Raw genomic sequence first — 18,492 nt, forward strand, 5'->3', positions numbered from 1 at the left:
GGTTGTCTGTGCTAAATTAGCCGAAAATAATAAGGATCCGACAGAATATGCATATCTCTAGTCAATTTGACAGTGGAAATATCCACGTTGTTAAGGCTGACGATGCCTCCGATATCGTTCTTACCATTCCCAAAGACAATCAATCTGACTTTTACCAGTGGTTTCACTTTCGCCTGATTGGCGACACCTTTGAGACGCATAGTATTACGATCTCAGAGCTGGCAAAGTCGGCGTATCCGGAAGGCTGGAAAGGGTATAACGTGCTGGCCTCTTATGACCGTGAAAACTGGTTCCGTGTTCCCAGTGAGTTTGATGGCGATAACCTGTCGTTTTCACTTACGCTGGAACAACCTAGCGTGTACTTTGCTTATTTCATCCCTTACAGCTATGAACGCCACCTCGATTTAATTCACAGTGCGCAGATGTCGCTTTTGTGTGAGCATCGCTTCCTCGGTCTGACGCTGGATGGTCGCGATATGTCTATGCTGGTGATAGGGGAAGAAGAGCCAGAGAAAAAGAAAGTCTGGATCACTGCCCGCCAGCATCCCGGCGAATCCATGGCAGAGTGGTGCGCTGAAGGGATCATATCCCGTCTGCTCGATGAACAGGATGGTGTCGGACGCCAACTGCTGGACAAAGCGGTGTTTTACATTGTTCCGAACATGAACCCTGACGGTGCCGCTCGCGGCCACCTGCGTACCAATGCGGTAGGCACGAACCTTAATCGCGAGTGGGCAGAGCCAACTGCGTTGAAAAGCCCGGAGGTGCTGTACGTGATGAACGCGATGGAGCAAACCGGTGTCGATATGTACCTGGATTTGCATGGCGATGAAGCACTGCCATACAATTTCGTCGCAGGTAGTGAGGGAATTCCGGCATATGATGCACGTCTGGAGTCGCTGGAAAACGCGTTCAAATCGGCGCTGTTAACCGCGACACCTGAGTTTCAGGATACCTTTGGTTACGAGAAAGACAAACCGGGTGAAGCAAACCTGACTGTGGCATCAAACGCGGTCGGCCAGAAGTTTGCGTGTCTGGCGTATACTGTGGAAATGCCGTTTAAAGATAATGATAACCTGCCAGACCAGGTGTTTGGCTGGTCCGTTCAGCGCTGCCAGCAATTTGGCGAAGATTTGCTGGTTGCCGTGAGAGCGGTGGTTGACGATTTACGATAAACAAACATAAATAACAAAAATAGAATAAGGGGAACTCAGGTTGGAAGGGTTATATAATTTTCTGGTGGGGCTGGATGGCCTGCTGGGGGGCGCGGACTGGTTTCCGTTCGTGCTGCTTGGCGTGGGTTTATTTTTCACAATTTATCTTAAATTTCCACAAATCCGTTTCTTCAAACACGCCTGGATGGTGGTGACCGGTAAGTTCGATAAAGACACTGACCCGGGGGATACCACACATTTCCGTGCGCTTACCACTGCGCTTTCGGGTACAGTAGGTACCGGTAATATCAGTGGGGTGGCGTTTGCAATCTTCCTGGGCGGACCTGCAGCGCTATTCTGGATGTGGGCTACTGCGTTTCTTGGTATGACAACCAAGTTTGTGGAAGTTACCCTTTCTCACAAATATCGGGTGAAAACCGAAGACGGCACTATGGCCGGCGGCCCCATGTATTACATGGACCGACGTTTGAACATGAAATGGCTAGCTGTCGCGTTTGCTATCGCCACGGTCGTCAGTTCTTTTGGTACCGGTAACCTGCCACAAAGTAACGGTATTGCGCAAAGCATTGAAGCAACATTTGGTTTTGAGCCCTGGGTTGTCGGCAGTGTACTTGGCATTTTACTGGCTCTGGTGATTCTCGGCGGTATTCAGCGCATCGCCGCTGTTACAGCAAAAGTGGTTCCCCTGATGGCGGTGATTTACCTCATCGGCGCCATGGCGGTTATTTTTGCTAACCTGGAAAACATCGGTCCGTCGTTTGTCGCGGTTGTGAGTGACGCTTTCACAGGTTCGGCGGCAGCGGGCGGCTTTTTGGGCGCATCACTGGCCTATGCGTTTAACCGTGGGGTTAACCGCGGCTTGTTTTCCAACGAAGCGGGTCAGGGTTCAGCACCTATTGCACACGCGGCGGCGAAAACCAAAGAGCCTGCATCAGAAGGAATGGTGTCCTTACTTGAGCCGTTCATCGATACCATTATTATCTGTACCATTACTGGTCTGGTTATCCTGTCATCCGGGGTGTGGAAAGAAAAACACGAGAACACATTTGACCGTTCAGACATGTACTTTGTTACCGGACAGTATGACGACAGTGATCAGGCAGACGTAGATAAACTCTACGGATATCTGAATGACATCGACGGCAATGACGTTCAGCCTTATACCGGCGCAATTACCGTGGTAAACGGCACGGCAGTAAGCAGTGGCTTTACATTGTTGAACGCACGTTCGGTTGCTGAAGACGTGACTTACTCAGTGGGTTCCGAAGATTTGTTTACCGGTACGCTGGAAATCAAAGACGGTAAACCGGTCAAAGACAACCTGGAAGTCAGCGGAAAATCGTTGGTGCATTCAGCAGCGCTAACGACAATTGCGTTTACGCGAGGCTACTTTGGCGACTTTGGTCAGTATATTGTCTCGGTGGGTCTGATGCTGTTTGCCTTCTCCACGGCGATCGCCTGGTCCTACTATGGTGACCGTGCAATGACTTACCTGTTGGGGCCGCGATCCGTGATGCCATACAGAGTAATCTACGTTGCCGGCTTTGTGTGGGCAGCCTTTTCTGATACCACATTGGTGTGGGCACTTTCTGCGGTTGCTATTGTCGTAATGACATTACCAAACCTCTTTGGCATTGTGATGCTGAGCAGAGAGATGAAAGAAACGGTGAATGACTACTGGAAACGCGTACATAAATAACCGTTAACTGATAAACTGCGTGTCGATGCAAATGTGGTAGCCGTTAGGTTTGTGTCGTCACGCTTTTTTCTTTATACCAATCGTGATCCAAACCGCATTTTTTGCTGTTTGTTAACAAATACCATCGCTGCCCTGGTTACGTCGTTTACATCACAAAAGACAGGAGCACTACATGGCATTAACGACTTGTCCCTCGTGTAACAAAAAAACTTCAGATAAAGCCGACGCCTGCCCGCATTGTGGTTTTGCGATTGGTAACGCCTCTTCTGAAGATATTGAGCGAAAACAGAGTCTGGTAAGATTTCAGAAACTACAAAGCATTCAGAATCAGTCATTAATCGCGATGCTGATTTTTGTCGCCGGGTTTGGATTTATGTACTGGGGCGGCGCACGTCCGGGCGACATGCAACACAATATCGCCATTATGGCGTCGATCATTGGCTTCGTCTGGTATGTAATTAACCGTGTAAGAATACTGATCATTAAACGATTTAAATCATGAATTTAGAAGCAATACTTGCAGCAATGACACCAGAAGTGTATGCCCGTCTTCGTCAGGCCGTTGAGACAGGGAAGTGGCCTGACGGGACGCCTTTGAGCGAAGAGCAAAAGGAAAATACCATGCAGGCTGTCATGTTGTATCAGGCGAAAATTGAACGCTCTACGGAACATATGACCATTAACGCAGACGGTGAGATAGTGCATAAGCGCAAACAGGATTTCAAAAAAGAACTGGCAGACTCCCAGCATGAGGAGCACACAATAGCGCGGTTTAAACAGGATGATATTTAGTCGACTATTTACTCCGGCGTATAAGAGTCCGGAGGCGGCGAAACGTAAAGAAGCCATAAAGACGCTTAACACCGAAAAGCCTGAAGAAAAATCAGTGCTTCATGAGTTAGCTTTTAATGATGCGGACCCGGACGTGAGTCTTGCCGCTTTGGAGAAACTTGACTCGTTTGCATTGTGGCAAAAAATGTCGCAAATCGCTGCCGTAGATAAAATAAAACGCGTTGCTATGCAGCGTGTTGAGCGTGGGCTGTTCGACGAAGATCAGACGCTTCTGACGGACACCGAGCGAAAAGCCTATTTACTGGAGTCTGCCGGCAGCGATTTGATAGCCCGCGCTATTGAAGTACGTTCTGACTTACTTGCCGATACCGCTTTCACTGTCAGTCTGTGCGAACGAATGGCAAAACCTTCCTTTACGCAACGTCTGTTGCTTAATGCGCGCGATCCTGAGTTAACCGAACGTTTGTTACAGGATACTCAGGATACGGACTTGCTGCAGCGTTTAAGCCGTAAATTTGAAGACCAGGCATGTCTTGATGTTGTTGAACGTCGTCTTACGTCACTGCGTGAAGCACAGGAGAAGCCGCTCCAGCTGGAAAAATCACTCACTCTGATCCTCTCTAAACTTCAGGCGCTGACAGATAAATCCGATTTCGCGCTTATTGAGCAGGCGAGTGCCAGTTTACGTGCAGAATACGAGAGCGCCTGGGGCGACCACCATTGTCTGACAGATGTGCTTCAGCAATCATTCACCGAGAAATATCAGCGTATCAGCCGACAGGTCGAACGGCACCTTGAAAATATCCGTCCGCAGTGGGAGGCCAGACAGGCAGCTGTTGCCCAACAGCAGCAAATCTCTGAGATGCAGGCGTTGCTGAAAACCGCCACGTCGTCGGTCGATTCCTTGTACGAGGAGCGCTTGTGTGAGGCGACGTTGAAGGATGTAGAGAGCGTCAGTCAAGACGTAAGACTTTTGGAAGAAAAAGCAGAAACGTTGCGGCAAATGTCGGAAGATACGGCCGGTATTAAGCGGTTGCTGCTGGCACAAAAAGCACTTACCGATAAATTGGATGCATTTTCAGCGCAGCAGCAGCTGGCGATAAAAGCGGTCAACATTCTGGAAGAGCTCGAAGCGCTGAGCTCCAAGAGCGAGGATTCAGATACATCGGAAACCTTTGCCGCGCTATCCGCAAAGTGGCGCGAGCTAAGCACCCATCTCAAGCACGTGCCGGCGGATTGGAAAGCCCGCTGGCGGGAAAGTCAGCGGGCAGTGAAAGCGCAGGAGAGTGCGGAGCGGGCGCAGGCCGATCAGCGCATAAAACAATGTCGCAAACACATTAACGCCGTGGTCAACTTAATTGACAAAGGGCGTTTTCGTGCCGCAATGGCTCGCTTTCAGAAACTCGATGAGCAGTATCAACAGCTGACAGAGAAAGAAAAATCCCCGCTATCACGTCGCTTTGAGCAGGCACAGCAGGATGTTCAGCGTCTCGAAGGATGGCAAAGCTATCTGGCCGCACCGCGACGTCCCGCGCTTATTGATGAGGCCAGAGCACTGGCCGCCTCTGAACCTGAGAGTATCGCCCAGAGAGCTGAGGCTATTCGCTATCTCAGAAAGCAGTGGCAAAGTCTCAACGTGCCAGGTGGGGACAATCAGGAAGAACAGGCTACTTTCGATACCTTGCTAGAGCAGGCGTTTGCTCCATGCAGGGAGCACTATGCAGAGCTTGAAAAGCAGCGTGAACAGGCAACGACAGAGCGAAACGCGCTGGTTGATGCTGCTAAACAGCTGGATGTGAACATTGCTCCTGCCAGCGTGTATCAACAGCTGGATAAGCTTAAGCAGCAATGGCGACAAAGCGGTCAGGTAGATAAACAAACCTATGAAACACTAAAACAAGCGTTTGACGATGCATTAGCACCCGCTCAGGACGTGATTGCCAGCTGGCAGCAGGAGAACCGACAGAAGAAGCAGAAGCTGGTGGAAGAAGCACGCACATTGTCCGTCCACGATGATGTCTTTGAAGCCGCGGAGCAGGCGCAGGCGCTGCAAAAACAATGGAAAGGGATTGAACACGCCGGCCGTCGCTACGAAACTCGCTTATGGCAGGCGTTCAAAGATGCCAATGATACTGTGTTTGCCAAACTCAAAACTGCGAGAGCGCAGCAACGTAATGAAAGCAATGCTGAACTGGACATTTTTCTGCGCAAAGCACAGGACGTTCAGCAACAATTACATTCGGACAACCCTGGCAACAGCGCTCAGGCACTTGACGATTTGCAGGCGTTGGCTGACAGCCTGCCGCGAAATGCAAAAGGTCAGGCTGAGAAGAAACTCAATGCGTTGCACAAGACGTTCCAGCGCGAGCAACAAAAGCGTGCTGAAGATCGCAGCCGCAAACGCTATCAGGTGTTAGCCGATGTCATCAAAGAGCTGACAGAGCACTCTGTATCGTCGCTGGATACCGATCTGGTCAGCGAACTGGATAAAACGTGGCAGGATGCACTGCGAGGCTCTGATGTAGCTAAGCGGGAGCGCCATTGGTTAACGACGGCACTGGAGGTCATCCTTGATCTGCCGTCCGGACCGGCAGATAGCGAACTTCGGAAAACGGTTCAGCTGGCGCTGCTCACAGCAAAACTGGAGCGCGGCGAATCCTGGGACAAGGATGATTTGCTGGCACAGTGGTTGTCTCACGGCAAAGTCGGCGAGCAGGATCTGCCACTAATTCCAAGAATCAACGAGTGCCTGAATTTACTGATCACAGGCGAACCAAGGCAAGATTGAGATGGAAAATAGTATTGAATATGTTTTTCCGTCAGAAAGTCTTGCTTACCGGTTTCTGAACACGGTAAAGCACGTGGATGCGGAAGGGCTAAAAGTAAAGTACGGACGAAGTGATCGCTATGTTTTTGTTCGCTACCGTTACGCACTGGGTGCGTTTGACGCGACCTTGTCCAGACTTGATGATTTAGCCAGGGAGCTTGAAGGGGAAGAGGCGTCCTGAGTGGCGCTTGCTCACGAAGGCTGGCAATGGAACCTTTTCATCGTGTCTGATGACATAGCCTCACTTCTGGGCGGGTTCCGCCGTCGTGACCTGATCGCGTCCTTGCTTTTTCGCGCGATATAAAGCACTGTCCGCTCGCCGGAATACCTCAGCAAACCCCTCATTTTGCTCGCGAGTCGCGACGCCCAGACTGGTTGTCAGAGCAAAGCCAAGGTCGATCTGATTAATCTTACTGTGAAGTCGTTCGCTTATCTGCGCAGCTTCTTCGTCTGCCGTATCTGGTAACAGTACAACAAACTCGTCGCCGCCAAAGCGCGCCAGCATGTCTGTTGGCCGCAGTAGCTGGTTTGCAGTGAGGCAAAGCTGCCTGAGAGCGTCATCACCGGCCTGGTGACCGTGAGTATCATTAATCTGCTTAAACTCATCCACGTCTATGATTATCAGTGATACGGGAAAGTCATATTGTTGCGCCTGCATAAATACACGATCGGCGTGTTGATGCAGGTGTTCGCGGGAGGCTGCGGAGGTAAGTGCATCAGTGCTAATACGTCTTTTTAATTCAAAGTTATCTGCCACCAGTTTAGGAAGGGCGACACCAAATAAGGCATTACTGGCGATCACAATAATTGCAAACTGATAAACCATAATAAACTCTTCGAGGCCCAGCGCGGCCACCATAAACGCAATCAGGAAACTGCTCATCGCCAGGCTGATAGCGTTTATAAACGGGCTTTCCGTGCAGGCAATCCACATATGCGCGATTGCCAGAAAGAAAATCGCAAAGGCACTCTCCTCGGTTCCCAATCCATAGGCGAGCAGGGTAGAGCTCAATATAAGCGCCAGATTTACCGCTAATTTCCACCCAACGCTGCTGGAGTATCTGGCCGTATCGCTGTACATATAAATTTTCAGTGAAAAGCGGGAGTCCGGATATATGTATCGCAGTGCAGACAGAAATACCGGTGTCATTACAACCACCCCGGCTAGATCACCAATCCAAAACGGAAACCAGGTCTGGCGGATATCACTGGCGGGCATCATACCGGTGCTGCTCAGGGCAACCATAACGGCAATGGTCGCCAGCACGGAGCAAATCAGGGCACTAAGTAAAAAGCTCAAAATGATGACCGGGAGGCGTCCTTTAAACCGGTTGGCAATAAACCGCATGACTACGCTACCAAGGTAATACGGAAGCAGGTGGGCAAATGCAAATGCAAACCCGGCGATGACATTCTGTGTCATCGTCAAGTCGAGTTGATAGTAGTTGGTTGTCCAGAAGGTAATTGCAATAGCGGCAACCGTCAGGGGAATCAGTGCGGCAGCACCTGCAAGTAGTAAAGCGGCGTACGTCAGGCCGGCAGCCGGGAACCATACGCTTGCATGTGCCTCAAGCTCGCCAAGACGTCCTATCTGAAAGACCAGCAGCCACAGCACGCAGACTACCAGACCCTGGCCCCATACAGAGGCGCTTAACAACCTGACAGATTTTCCCAGTGCGGTAAGCTCGCGTGCTGATTCCACTTCTACTTCACCCAGTACCTGCTAACAGCGTGATTTTTATTCTGCCATGAAAGCGCTTTCCTTGCACCTTAATTGCGCATTAGCAGGTGATACTCAGTTCGTAACCCGCGTATTTCCTCATATTTATTACCCGGTCGCCGTCTAATAGCCAGTACTGGCCCTTAATTCCCTGCAACACGCCTTCAAATTCGGGCGTTTTGTCCAGGTTAATGGATTTGATTTTATCCGGGTACTGAGACACCGGGTAGCGGATAGCGAGTGGCTCGGCGTCCACCTCGGAGATGGCCTGCAGACCTTTTTCCTGCTTCAGAGCATCGAGGTCATCTTTAATGGCGTGTAAAATTTCATCGCGTTTTTCAATCAGGTCAGCACTGTCCGGCTGGCCTTTTAACATGGTACGCCAGTTTGTTTTGTCGGCAATGTGTTGTTTGCAGAGCGTTTCTACTTCACCACTGGTGAGTCTGTCTTTCACTCTGAGAATAACCAGAGCCTGCGTCGCGCCCTGATCCATCCAGCGCGAGGATACGGTGTCGGTTACATGTCGAGTAATTCCCACTTTCAGCGTACCGGTATTTGCAAGGTAAACGAAGTGGTCGGTGAGGCAATGCGTTTCGCCCCACTCAGGTTCCCGGCAAGTGCCCTCATGATAATGACACTGTTCAGGCTTGATAATACAGCTATCACATTGCGCAAGCGTGATCAGGCAGCGGTAACAGTAACCCTGGTTAAAGCTCTTTTTGGTCTTGCTGTTGCAGTGAACACAGTAGATATTGCCGGTATGGCTGACACTAACTTTTTCGCCAATGTAGTCATTCATGTTAATGACATCATCGGCAACCGGCAGCTGATAAAAAACCTGATTCTGTTGTTGCGCCGATACCCGCATTTTACGAATAGTACCGGTAAGGGTTGTTGTCATGTTTTACTCGCTTAATTCGCCGCGCAGGTTGGCAACCAGTGCTTGCTTTCGTTGCGCGAACGACAGGGGTTTACTAAGAAGATAATGCAGTTTTGCCAGTGCTGCTTCCGGGGTCATATCACTACCTGAAAGCACACCAGCCTCAAGCAGGCCGTGGCCAGTGGCATAACCGCCCATATTGACGCGGCCGCGCAGGCACTGCGTACAATTTAACACAGGAATTTCCCGCTCCCGGGCGTAATTTAACTGCTCCAGAAGTGCAGGGGTTTGCGGTGCATTCCCTACGCCATAACTAAGCAGAATCAACGCATTCACCGGTTGCTGCAGGGTGTTTTTTAACACCGCCGGCGAAATCCCCGGATACAGGCTGACAAGCCCAATCGGTTGGGCCTTCACGCCGGATACTGACAGTGGCCGGGTTGACGGCTTTGCTAACTCGCCGGCTTTCAGACGTATGTTAATTCCTGCTTCCAGTAAGGGCGGGAAGTTGGGTGATTCAAAAGCATTGAAACCGTCAGCATCAATTTTGCGGCTGCGATTACCCCGCAAAAGCCGGTTATTAAAAAACAGACCCACTTCAGCGATGGGGTAGTTGGCTGCAATATAGAGCGCGTTCAGAAGATTCACCTGACCGTCTGAACGTAGCTCAGCAAGTGGTATTTGTGAACCGGTAACGATCACCGGTTTACTCAGATCTTCAAGCATAAAGCTAAGTGCCGACGCCGTATACGCCATGGTGTCAGTGCCATGAAGGATAATAAACCCATCGTAACTGTCGTAATTTGCAGCAATATCGTCTGCAATTTGTTGCCAGTGAGTAGGATCCATATCGGACGAGTCAATCAGATTGCTGTATTCGCGAAGGGTAAATGCCGGCATTTCCGGGCGGTGAAACTCAGGCATTGATGCCAGTGTGTCATTCAGGAAGCCCGCAGCAGGAACATAGCCCTGAGCTGAGGGTTTCATGCCAATAGTGCCACCGGTATAGGCAATGTAAATGTGTTTGCGCATGGAAGTCTGCCGTGATTTTTCGCGCCATTGTATCAGGCCATCGCATGATGTCATCCATTCGCGTAAAAACCCTTGCATAAGCCGGGGCACCGTGAAAACAATACACTTGTACATATTCACTACACTCTGTGACCTTCGATAACCGCGAGAACCGCGGATTGACTCTGGTGGCAGGGAATACCATAACAACGATAACAAACGGGATGATTCGATATGAAACTGCTGCAACACCTGGCACTGGCAACGGCACTGTTAGGGGCAACGATGGTTATCAGCCAGCCGGCCTTAAGCGAACAGACATCATTACTGTCGTTAAAAGACCGCGCACAACTCAGAGATAAGGTGGTGAACGATAGACTGACCACTATGCTACCAGCGCTGATGCGTCGCCAGGGCATTGATATGTGGGTACTTATCGCCCGGGAATACAATGAAGATCCGGTATTAAAAACCATGTTACCTTCATCGTGGGAGTCAGCGCGCCGTCGTACGATGTTAGTCATCTTTGATGACGAAGAAAGCAACAACACGGAATACCTGGCAGTTGCCAGATATAATGTGGGTGAAGTGTTCGAAAAAGCCTGGGATCCTGATAATCAGCCAGACCAATATCAGGCGCTTGCTGAGATAATTAAACAACGAAATCCGGGCAAAATTGGTATTAATCAGTCGTTACACTTCGGATTGGCAGATGGCCTGACACATACTGAATATACCCTGTTAACCGACGCACTTGACGCGTCACTGCGCTCGCGGCTGGTCAGTGCCGAATATCTGTCTGTTGCCTGGCTGGAAACCCGCACAAAAACCGAAATGGAGATTTACCCTACGCTTGTCGCGAAGGGGCATGAGTTGATTGCCCGTGCTTTCTCTAATGAGGTCGTCACGCCTGGCGAAACAACGACACAAGATATCGAATGGTGGCTGAAAGAACAGTCTCAGGCGCTGAAGATGGACAACTGGTTTCACCCCAGCGTGTCATTGCAGCGTCCGGACGCCTCGAAAGATAATGATTTCAGCAGTAAAAGCACAAGCTCCGTGATCCAGCCGGGCGATCTACTTCACGTTGATTTTGGTCTTACCTATCTGGGACTGAACTCCGATCAGCAGCAACATGCGTACGTGTTAAAGCCAGGAGAGTCGCAAGCGCCTGCGGCGCTGGTACGGGCTTTAGAGAAGGGAAATCGTCTACAGGATATTCTGATGAGCCACTTCAAACTAGGCCGCACGGGCAATGACATTCTGGCGATGTCCAGACAACAAGCAATTGAAGAGGGCATTACTCCTACTATCTATACCCATCCGATTGGCACCCATGGGCATGCGGCAGGTACCACCATTGGCATGTGGGATTCCCAATCCGGCGTGCCGGTGGGGGGAGATTACCCGATGCAGAAAAATACCGCGTATTCTATTGAATTAAATGCTGCGGTTCCGATGCCTGACTGGGGTGGCGACATCCGCATTATGCTTGAAGAAGAGGCTTTTTTTGACGGAAAGCAGGTTAAGTTCATGGATGGACGTCAGAGGCGCTTTCATCTTATTCGCTCTGAATAAGCACCAGTAAGCGGTGTTTGTCCGAATTCCGGTATTGCCTACCCGGGGAAAGGGACAATGAATAGATCGGAGTGACGTTAGCCAGGTGCGTCAACACCATATTGAGGCCGATTGCGTTTCTCATTTTACTGTCATGTACTTAGCCAGTCTGGTGCAGCAGCATCATCGCCTGCATCAGAAATCCTATGATTACTAATGATTTAATGGTTACTCGCTGCATTTTTTTCGGCATACTAGGGGCGATGCGAATAAGTCTATCGTCACTCAGCGAGTCCTGAATTATGCCACTGTCGGGCAGGGGCCACATGGACGGGAAGTTGTCCGTACCTAAAAGTCTAACGCCGAAAATGTGTGGTTACAGGCTCGCCGGGGATACAGGCAGACATCAGGTCGTGGTTGCATTCTTTGACGTAACCCGCCAGGCCTGAAAAGGTTGTCCTGATTCGTCAACTGGCGGTCGGGCGAAGCGACCGTAGACTTATTCGCATCTTCCCTGGTTGAAAAAAACGAAGAAGATGGACGTGTCAGAGTCAGATAAAAAAGGATCATTGGTATGTGTTGGGCCCGGTATGACATTGGGTGTACACATTACGCAGCGTTGTCGAAAGCTAATAGAAAATGCCGACCTGGTATTCACCAGTTGTCACCCCATCATGGAGAGTTGGATAGCCCTCATGAACGAGGATGTCAGGTCATTACAGGGCATGTATGGTGAGAACAAAGACAGACGGATCACCTACCGTGAAATGTTGGAGGCCATTACACAGGAAGTCCGCGCCGGAAAGCAGGTCGTCGGCGCATTCTATGGCCACCCCGGGGTTTTCGCACGGGTGCCACATCAGGCGGTAAAACAATTACGCAGTGAAGGTTATTCAGCCAGAATGGAACCTGGGATCTCCGCAGAAGACTGTCTGTACGCTGATATGGGCATTGATCCTGGGGATTACGGATGCCAGCATTACGAAGCCAGTCAGGTTGTATTTTATGAACGGCGTCTCGATCCATCAGCCTACCTTATCCTGTGGCAGATAGCGCTGGCCGGTGATATCAGCGTATCTAAACGAGTCAGCTCTCCAGACGAAAGAAAAATACTGGTCAGAATTCTCAGCGAGAACTATCCGCTTACGCACCCTGTTGCGCTTTACGAATGCCCGACATTGATAACTGATAAGGTGAGAATTGAATGGATAACGCTGGAGGCCCTACCGGAAGCAGACTTGACGCCTGTGACAACATTAGTGGTCCCGCCGTCCGTGAAAATGAAACCAGCAACGCAAATTAAAGAAGAAATTATTTCGTTAAATCAATAGCCTGTTGTAGTTATGCAACGTTTACATCAAACGCGTCATGGAGAGCAGATATGACCACCAGTACCTTAGAGTTATTAGACAAACTTGGGCAGGAAGCCGCCACTGCCGACGACGTATCACTTACCAGTGAGCAGCGTCGTCAGATTGACTTACTAAAAGGCGGGGCAGCGGAAATGAATGCGTCAATGATCATTAGTGAACCACATGACCCGAACGATCCAGTGCCTGAGCCGGATGACGAACCTGAGAAACCTTCCCTTGCTTAAGAGAGTTATACTGATAGCGGCAACATTAAGTTGCCTGTGTGGTTTCTCAGCTAATGCGGAAAATACCGTGCTGGCTGAGATTGACGCTAAGCGGATGTCGGATCCAAGCAGCGCCCGGGCCAGTTTATCCGAGATTGATATGCAATCTCTCAGTGATGAAGAAAAACTCCATTACCGTTACCTGGAGAGTTATTTTTTTGCATTCAGTCATGGCATTCCGGAATCGCTGGTACGATTTGAAGCGTTAATAAAAGAGGCCGGTGGCAGCCACATTGAAGACAGGCTGATGGTAACCATGTTGAGCCTCACCGCCTATTCCGGAGAGTGGGCACAAAGCTTCACACTGGCCGAGAAGCTGGAAAGCCGGCTGGACGGTATGACGGAACAGGACCGGATGAATGCTATTCTTGGGCTCATTAGTTTCTATCAGCGCGTTGATCAGTTCGACATGGCCATGTACTACATATCAACACTGCTGAGTTCCGACAATATTTCTGAGTCGGATCGGTGTTATGCTGTCACACTTAAAATGCAAATCGAGGAAGAAGTAAACGATGGCAGTCTCAATCAGCCGGCTTTGGAAAATGCCATTGCGGTCTGTGCGGCTGCACAACATAAACTTTTTCATGCCATTAACCACAATACGTTGTTACGTCACCTGGTGAAGATTGAGGATGTCTATAAAGCCAAACAGATTGCTCGCAAGACCGGTGCCCTTATAGAGGAGCTGGATTTAGATTTTACGCATCTGAAATCCTCTTTTACGGTAGGAAAAGCCCAGTTGGCGTTATTAGAAGAAGACTGGGACAACGCCAAAGCGCTGGCATCTGAGGCGCTGTCTATTGATACCGGTGGTCAATATGAGTCCGGTCGGATTGAGTCGCTGGAAGTGCTTATTGGAGCAGAAAAAGCGACAGGGAACTATGAGGCTGCAGTGCGGTATCTGGAAGAGAAACTGACACTGAGAAAGGAATTTCATTCCAGAGAGATTGCACAGTCTCTCGCACGCCAGGAAGCCAGATTTAAAATCGCGGAAGCTGAGTCAGCGATGGCGTTACTGGATAAAGAAAATAAGCTGGCTGAAGTGCGGGAGGAGCAGCTTTATCTTGCCCTGTCGCTGGTGTCATTGCTATTGGCCGGTCTGATTTTCTGGTCGTATCGCAGCCGCAAAGTGCAAATTAAACTTCGAGAGTTGGCCCGCAAGGATTCACTAACCGGGATTTTTAATCGTGGCTATTTTGAAGAGCGCTCTAAGCGGTTGCTGAGCAAAGCACAGCAGCAGAATACGTTTGTTAGCATGACGCTGCTGGACCTTGATCACTTCAAGCAGATTAATGATACCTATGGCCATCAAATTGGTGACTGGGTGCTCAGAGAAGTAGTGAGGGCTTTATCAGACACCTGTGATGTTACGATGACACTGGGGCGTCTTGGCGGCGAAGAGTTCGGCATTGTGATCACCGATTGCAACGCTGAACGGGCACTCGCTGTGGCGGAAGCGTGCCGTGCTGCAATTGAAAATATATCGTCACAACCTACGGGGCACCGGTTTACGTTGACCGCCAGTTTTGGTGTCGCCGACACCTCGCAGGCAGGTTATCACTTTGAAAACTTATCATCCGCGTGCGACCTGGCACTTTATCAGTCTAAGCAGTATGGACGTAATAGGGTGTATGAGTATGATAGTGAAATTAACCCGATCTAAGAAAGCGGCAAGGGATGTCTAATCTTGTTATGCTGTGTTTCAAATACAAAAAATCCCGCAATCGCGGGATTTTTAATGTTTGTCAGACTTATCCGTTTTACTTCACTTCCTGGCCCGCTGCCTGCTGGTCAGCGTGATAGCTTGAGCGAACCATCGGTCCGCACGCGGCGTGACTAAAGCCAATAGATTTTGCGTACTCGCCAAGCGCATCAAACTCTTTAGGGTGCACATAGCGCTTTACCGGATAGTGGTGACGGCTGGGTTGGAGGTATTGACCCAGTGTCAGCATATCGACGCCATGCTCGCGCAGATCGCGTAACACACCTTCAATTTCTTCGTTTTCTTCACCCATTCCCATCATGAGTCCGGATTTGGTTCGGATGTCCGGGTGCTGCGCTTTAAATTTTTTCAGCAAATCCAGTGACCACTGGTAGTTTGCACCTGGCCGACATTCACGATATAGCCGCGGGATAGTCTCCAGATTGTGATTAAATACATCCGGCACGCCTTGCTTGAAGATTTCAAGCGCACGGTCCATTCTGCCACGAAAATCCGGAACCAGAACTTCAATAGTCGTTTCCGGGCTATGTTCACGAATGGCATTAATACAGTCAACGAAGTGTTGTGCACCGCCATCGCGAAGGTCGTCGCGATCAACCGAGGTGATAACGACGTAGCGCAGTTTCATTTCAGCGATTGTGGTTGCCAGTTTCAGTGGCTCCTCTGCGCTGGGTGGTAAAGGCTTACCATGAGCCACGTCACAGAAAGGGCAGCGACGTGTGCACACATCGCCAAGGATCATAAACGTCGCGGTCCCGTGGTTGAAGCACTCCGCCAGGTTAGGGCAGCTGGCTTCTTCACACACCGAATGCAGTTTATTTTTGCGCAGTGTCTTTTTGATGTGATCAATACGATCCGTTGTGCGCGGCAACTTGATTTTAATCCATTCCGGTTTACGCAGCATTTCCTCTTTTTCAGTAGGAACAATGGTGACCGGAATATGCTTAACTTTTTCGTCATCGCGGAGTTTGACTCCGGCTTTAGGTCGTGCGTTACTCATCAAAACCTTCTTTATATAGTGTGTTCCGGATTGACAGCGCGTCAAGCAGCTTATCAACCAGAGCAGGGCCTGCATCGGCCAGAGAATCAACGGCACCTAACCGGGCGGTATCAATCATTTCCATACCCGCATAGCCACAGGGATTAATTCGCTGAAAGGGCTCGAGGTCCATATTAACATTTAGTGCCAGCCCATGAAATGAGCAGCCACGTCGAATTCGAAGCCCCAGTGAGCAGACTTTCTTCTCATCGACATAGACCCCAGGCGCATCTTTCTTTGCGTAGGCGTGTATGTTGCTATCTTCAAGCAGAGCTATCACCGCATTCTCCATCGCTGTAACCAGATGGCGCACGCCCAGCTTTCGTCGTTTAATATCCAGCAGAAGATAGACAACCTGCTGACCGGGCCCGTGATAGGTTACCTGTCCACCGCGGTCTACCTGAACCACCGGAATGTCGCCCGGCATCAGAATGTGTTCGGCTTTACCTGCCTGTCCCTGAGTAAACACCGGATCATGCTCGACCAGCCAAATTTCATCGGTTACGGTGTCGTCACGGGTATCCGTCATTGCCTGCATTTTTTGCCAGACTGGCTCATAGGCCTGTCTGCCCAGCTGGCGAATGATCAGTACATCATCACTTGCTGTCACTTACAGAACAACCCTTACCAGCTCAATTTTGGCCAGCTCTTCGTAGATGGTTTCCATATGCTCTTTGCTGGTAACGCGAACGCTGATAGAAATGGAATGGTAAGTTCCTTTGCTGCTTGGCTTCACGGCCGGTGAATAATCTCCCGGTGCATGTTCCTGCAGGCAGGCTACTACCTGATCGGGTAAATCTTCATGGGCTACACCCATTACTTTAAATGTCTGGTGCGTCGGAAATTCCAACAATTCATCAAAACGGGTATCCATCAGATATCCTTGGTAGAAGTATAAATACAAAAACGGCCGGATTGTATCAAATCTGGCCGTCCCTGAACCAGAGCCTGTATCGCTTATGTATTCAAAAATGTACTAAACACTGAACACATGACAACGAATGCTCTGCAGATTGTCAGCGGGGTGAATTATCCTTCAAAGCCCAGTTGTAACAACAACCAGTCCCAAATACGGTCAAAGAAGCTGCCTTCCTGCACTTCCTGTAGCGTTACTAATGGATAGGTCGCTACGTCGTCACCCTCAAGCTGAATGTAAAGCGTGCCAACCACCTGGCCTTTCGCCAGCGGAGCTTCAAGCTTTTTGTCTAGCTCAAAGTTGGCCTCCAGGTTCTTAGCCTGTCCGCGGGGAATGGTAATGGGGGTAGATTGATTAATTCCAAGGTCTACCGTCTCTCTGTCGCCCATGTAGATACGGTGGGCGACAAAGCTTTCACCCGCTTTGTAAGGCGTGACCGTTTCGTAGAAGCGGAAGCCATATCGCAGCAGCTTTTTATTTTCGACTTTGCGGGCACGCTCGCTGTCAGTTCCCATAACTACAGAGATAAGGCGCATATCACCTTGCTCTGCTGAGGTGATCAGGCTGTAGCCGGCGTCAGAGGTATGACCGGTTTTAATGCCGTCTACATTCAGACTTTTGTCCCACAACAGGCTGTTGCGGTTATATTGTTTAATGCCGTTGTAGGTGAATTCTTTTTCACTGTAAATTTTGTACATTTCAGGCGTTTCTTCAATTAAGGCCTGAGATAGGATTGCCATGTCTCTTGGTGACGTGTAGTGATCCGGGTCGTGAAGGCCGTGGCTGTTCACAAAGTGGCTGGCGGTCATACCCAGCGACTGCGCATGGGCATTCATCATACTGGCAAACGCACTTTCAGAGCCCGCAATGTGCTCTGCCATCGCCACACAGGCGTCATTGCCAGATTGCACGACGATACCGCGCAGTAAGTCCGTAACTTTAACTTTCGTTCCCACCTCGATAAACATTTTCGAGGAGTCTGGAAATTTCTTCGCCCAGGCATTTTCAGAAATGGTTACTTCGTCATTTAACGAGATATTACCGGCCTGCAACTCTTTACCAATCACATAAATGGTCATGATTTTTGTCAGACTGGCGGGCGCCAATTGCATGTCCGCATTTTGTTCAGCAATTAACTGACCGGTATTGTAATCCATCAGCACGAAGCCTTTGGCTGCTACACCCGGTGGCGGTGGCGTTACCACAGCCGCTGATGCAGTAAATGTGAAAGCTGCCAACAACATAGTGAGCATGGCAATAACATGGGAGAAGGCAGTTTTTTTAGCGCAGTTTAATTTTTTGTACATGATTATATTTACTGTTCTACCGTAATACTAAAGGTTAGTGATGATAGGGAATTCTATCGTAAGCCCCGTGTTTGGACTAGGCGAAACACAAAAAGTTTAACTGATTGGCAACAGAACGCGAGTGTTTGGCGTTAATGACCCGGATAAGTCAGCCAAACGCCATATTGCTGCCACCATTCCTTGTCCCGGCTGCTTTTGAAAGGCTTA

Annotated in this window: 17 protein-coding genes; 10 read left to right on the forward strand and 7 right to left on the reverse strand. The window is 49.8% G+C overall.

Annotated elements, in window-relative coordinates; all coding sequences use genetic code 11:
- Positions 1–47: 47 nt before the first annotated feature.
- From JKP77_RS07690 to JKP77_RS07715, 6 genes are all read left to right on the forward strand, one after another.
- Positions 48–1,175: a M14 family metallopeptidase gene (locus JKP77_RS07690; RefSeq protein ID WP_218310605.1), complete on the forward strand. Its 1,128-nt coding sequence runs from the start codon at positions 48–50 to the stop codon at positions 1,173–1,175.
- A gap of 40 nt (positions 1,176–1,215) precedes the next feature.
- Entirely contained in the window at positions 1,216–2,874 is a 1,659-nt protein-coding gene (locus JKP77_RS07695; protein ID WP_218310606.1) for an alanine/glycine:cation symporter family protein, read from the forward strand.
- A 172-nt stretch (positions 2,875–3,046) separates the two neighbouring features.
- Positions 3,047–3,376 carry a hypothetical protein gene (locus JKP77_RS07700; protein WP_218310607.1) on the forward strand — a complete coding sequence of 110 codons (330 nt, stop codon included), beginning with the start codon at positions 3,047–3,049 and terminating at the stop codon, positions 3,374–3,376.
- On the forward strand, positions 3,373–3,666 hold the full coding sequence (locus JKP77_RS07705; RefSeq protein ID WP_218310608.1) for a YeaC family protein: 294 nt from the start codon (positions 3,373–3,375) through the stop codon (positions 3,664–3,666). The genes JKP77_RS07700 and JKP77_RS07705 overlap by 4 nt, the downstream gene beginning before the upstream one ends.
- The gene (locus JKP77_RS07710) at positions 3,656–6,454 is read left to right on the forward strand and encodes a DUF349 domain-containing protein (protein ID WP_218310609.1); all 2,799 of its coding nucleotides are present in this window, start codon (positions 3,656–3,658) and stop codon (positions 6,452–6,454) included. Before JKP77_RS07705 ends, JKP77_RS07710 begins: the two co-directional genes overlap by 11 nt.
- 1 nt (position 6,455) lies before the next feature.
- Positions 6,456–6,674, forward strand: coding sequence for a hypothetical protein (locus JKP77_RS07715; protein WP_218310610.1), 219 nt, complete (start codon positions 6,456–6,458; stop codon positions 6,672–6,674).
- Between the two features lie 60 nt (positions 6,675–6,734).
- On the opposite strand, the gene JKP77_RS07720 is transcribed toward JKP77_RS07715, so the two are convergent.
- The 3 genes from JKP77_RS07720 to ansA form a co-directional block, all read right to left on the reverse strand.
- On the reverse strand, positions 6,735–8,195 hold the full coding sequence (locus tag JKP77_RS07720; protein ID WP_218310611.1) for a GGDEF domain-containing protein: 1,461 nt from the start codon (positions 8,193–8,195) through the stop codon (positions 6,735–6,737).
- Between the two features lie 79 nt (positions 8,196–8,274).
- Positions 8,275–9,114: a DUF2797 domain-containing protein gene (locus tag JKP77_RS07725; protein ID WP_218310612.1), complete on the reverse strand. Its 840-nt coding sequence runs from the start codon at positions 9,112–9,114 to the stop codon at positions 8,275–8,277.
- A 3-nt stretch (positions 9,115–9,117) separates the two neighbouring features.
- Positions 9,118–10,125, reverse strand: a complete 1,008-nt coding sequence (gene ansA, locus JKP77_RS07730) for an asparaginase (RefSeq protein WP_218310613.1) — start codon at positions 10,123–10,125, stop codon at positions 9,118–9,120.
- Positions 10,126–10,338: 213 nt separating this feature from the next.
- Here ansA and JKP77_RS07735 point away from each other — a divergent pair, with 213 nt between their 5' ends.
- From JKP77_RS07735 to JKP77_RS07750, 4 genes are all read left to right on the forward strand, one after another.
- A complete protein-coding gene (locus tag JKP77_RS07735; RefSeq protein ID WP_218310614.1) occupies positions 10,339–11,682 on the forward strand; it encodes a M24 family metallopeptidase in 1,344 nt (447 codons plus the stop codon).
- A 515-nt stretch (positions 11,683–12,197) separates the two neighbouring features.
- Complete coding sequence (locus JKP77_RS07740; protein ID WP_218310615.1) at positions 12,198–12,992, forward strand: SAM-dependent methyltransferase; 795 nt, start codon at positions 12,198–12,200, stop codon at positions 12,990–12,992.
- A gap of 50 nt (positions 12,993–13,042) precedes the next feature.
- Positions 13,043–13,258, forward strand: a complete 216-nt coding sequence (locus JKP77_RS07745; protein ID WP_218310616.1) for a hypothetical protein — start codon at positions 13,043–13,045, stop codon at positions 13,256–13,258.
- Entirely contained in the window at positions 13,251–14,963 is a 1,713-nt protein-coding gene (locus tag JKP77_RS07750; RefSeq protein WP_218310617.1) for a GGDEF domain-containing protein, read from the forward strand. The genes JKP77_RS07745 and JKP77_RS07750 overlap by 8 nt, the downstream gene beginning before the upstream one ends.
- 97 nt (positions 14,964–15,060) lie before the next feature.
- Here JKP77_RS07750 and lipA read toward each other — a convergent pair whose 3' ends face one another.
- From lipA to JKP77_RS07770, 4 genes are all read right to left on the reverse strand, one after another.
- On the reverse strand, positions 15,061–16,023 hold the full coding sequence (gene lipA / locus JKP77_RS07755) for a lipoyl synthase (protein ID WP_218310618.1): 963 nt from the start codon (positions 16,021–16,023) through the stop codon (positions 15,061–15,063).
- A complete protein-coding gene (lipB, locus tag JKP77_RS07760; protein WP_218310619.1) occupies positions 16,016–16,672 on the reverse strand; it encodes a lipoyl(octanoyl) transferase LipB in 657 nt (218 codons plus the stop codon). The genes lipA and lipB overlap by 8 nt, the downstream gene beginning before the upstream one ends.
- A complete protein-coding gene (gene ybeD / locus JKP77_RS07765) occupies positions 16,673–16,939 on the reverse strand; it encodes a DUF493 family protein YbeD (protein ID WP_218310721.1) in 267 nt (88 codons plus the stop codon).
- 152 nt (positions 16,940–17,091) lie between these two features.
- Complete coding sequence (locus tag JKP77_RS07770) at positions 17,092–18,231, reverse strand: serine hydrolase (protein ID WP_420840061.1); 1,140 nt, start codon at positions 18,229–18,231, stop codon at positions 17,092–17,094.
- Positions 18,232–18,492: the final 261 nt, after the last annotated feature.

This window comes from Alteromonas antoniana, from assembly GCF_019249295.1.
GTDB classification, from domain to species: Bacteria; Pseudomonadota; Gammaproteobacteria; order Enterobacterales; family Alteromonadaceae; genus Alteromonas; species Alteromonas antoniana.